Origin of the sequence: Mesorhizobium sp. M2A.F.Ca.ET.067.02.1.1 (assembly GCF_004023285.1) — a bacterium.
In the GTDB taxonomy this organism is placed as follows: domain Bacteria; phylum Pseudomonadota; class Alphaproteobacteria; order Rhizobiales; family Rhizobiaceae; genus Mesorhizobium.
In genome coordinates, this window is the sequence record NZ_RZSB01001011.1 from 1 (window position 1) to 1,748 (window position 1,748).

General features: G+C 64.6%; 2 protein-coding genes. One reads left to right on the top strand and one right to left on the bottom strand.

Going from position 1 to position 1,748, the window contains the following annotated elements:
* Positions 1-236: 236 nt before the first annotated feature.
* Positions 237-665 (bottom strand): Lrp/AsnC family transcriptional regulator, encoded by a 429-nt coding sequence (locus EOA28_RS34810; RefSeq protein ID WP_127253848.1) that lies wholly within the window; start codon positions 663-665, stop codon positions 237-239.
* A 137-nt stretch (positions 666-802) separates the two neighbouring features.
* Here EOA28_RS34810 and EOA28_RS34815 point away from each other — a divergent pair.
* Positions 803-1,748, top strand: a 946-nt coding sequence (locus tag EOA28_RS34815) for a saccharopine dehydrogenase family protein (protein ID WP_148671067.1), incomplete at its 3' end; no start/stop codon positions are given.

The window sequence follows — 1,748 nt, forward strand, 5'->3', positions numbered from 1 at the left end:
CTGCCCTGCCGGGCATCTCCCCCTCAAGGGGGGAGATTGGCAGCTTCAGCGCCGGCGCTCCCTTTGCAACGTTGGCGATTAGCGAAAGCCGGCGCCACATCTGATCTCCCCCCTTGAGGGGGTTGAGGAGCGGTCCGCGCAGCGGACGGGAAGCCAATTGCTTGGCTTTCCGAGCGACGAAAGCCGGCAGGACAGAGAGGGGGGCCTCGCGCCGGCGCATTGAAATGAGTCCCCTCTCACCGATCCACCCGCGTCGACAGGATGATCGACGACGAGGTCCGCTCCACCCCATCCATCGCTCCGATCTTGTCGAGCAGCGCGTCGAGGTCGCGGATCGACGGCGCGTCGACGATGACGATCATGTCGAAATTGCCGCTCACCGAATGCACCGTCCGCACCGGCGGCATCGCTTCCAGGCTGCGCACCACCTTGTCGGCGAGTTTCGGCGTGACGGTGAGCAGCACATGCGCCTTGACCAGCCCCTGCTCATAGTCGGGCGACAGCCGCACCCCATAGCCGGCGATGATGCCGCGCTGCTCCAGCCGCTCGATGCGGCTCTGCACCGTGGTGCGCGATACGCCGAGCTGGCGCGCGAGCTCGGCGGTCGAGGCCCGCGCGTTGGCGCGCAGCAAAGTGAGCAGGCCCTGTTCGGCTTGAGTGAGCATTTCGACGAAACCTTTCGGCAAATCGCTTAAAGTTCAGCGTCATATTGCCAGATTCCACGCTTCCTTTCGACAGGCAAGCTGCAATGATTTTCGCCAAATCGAATTGGCCCAAATCAGGATTGCAGGGGGAATTGATCATGAAGAACATCGTTGTCGTCGGCGCCGGCAAGATCGGCTCGACCATCGCCGAAATGCTGAGCGCCACGGGCGACTACCGCGTCACGCTTGTCGACCGCTCGGCCGCCCAGCTCGCCGCCGCCGAATTGCCGGCCGGCGTCGCGACGCAGGAGCTCGACATCGCCGCCGCCGGCAAACTGGAAAAGATCCTCGCCGGCAAGTTCGCCGTGCTGAGCGCCGCGCCCTTCCACCTCACCACCCGCATCGCCGAGGCGGCCGCCGCCGCCGGTGTGCACTATCTCGACCTCACCGAGGACGTCGTCTCGACCCGCCGCGTCAAGGAACTGGCGCGCAGTGTGAAAAACGCCTTCATCCCGCAATGCGGCCTGGCGCCGGGCTTCATCTCGATCGTCGCCAACGACCTCGCCAGCCGCTTCGACACGCTGGAAAGCGTTCGCATGCGCGTCGGCGCGCTGCCGCAATATCCGTCCAATGCGCTGAACTACAACCTTACCTGGAGCACCGACGGCGTCATCAACGAATATTGCGAGCCCTGCGAGGCGATCGTCGAGGGCGAGCTGATCGAAGTGCCGCCGCTGGAGGAGCGCGAGGAATTCTCGCTCGACGGCGTCACCTATGAGGCCTTCAACACCTCCGGCGGGCTCGGCACTCTGGCCGAGACGCTGAAGGGCAAGGTGCGCACGCTGAACTACCGCACCATCCGCTATCCCGGCCACGCCGCGATCATGAAGGCGCTGCTCAACGATTTGGGACTGCGCCACCGCCGCGACGTGCTGAAGGACATTTTCGAAAGCGCCCTGCCTTCGACGCTGCAGGACGTGGTCATCGTCTTCGTCACCGTCTCTGGCCGCCGCAACGGCCGCCTGCTGCAGGAGACCTACGCCAATAAGATCTATTCGCACCGCGTCGGCAACATCGTGCGCAGCGCCATCCAGATCACCACAG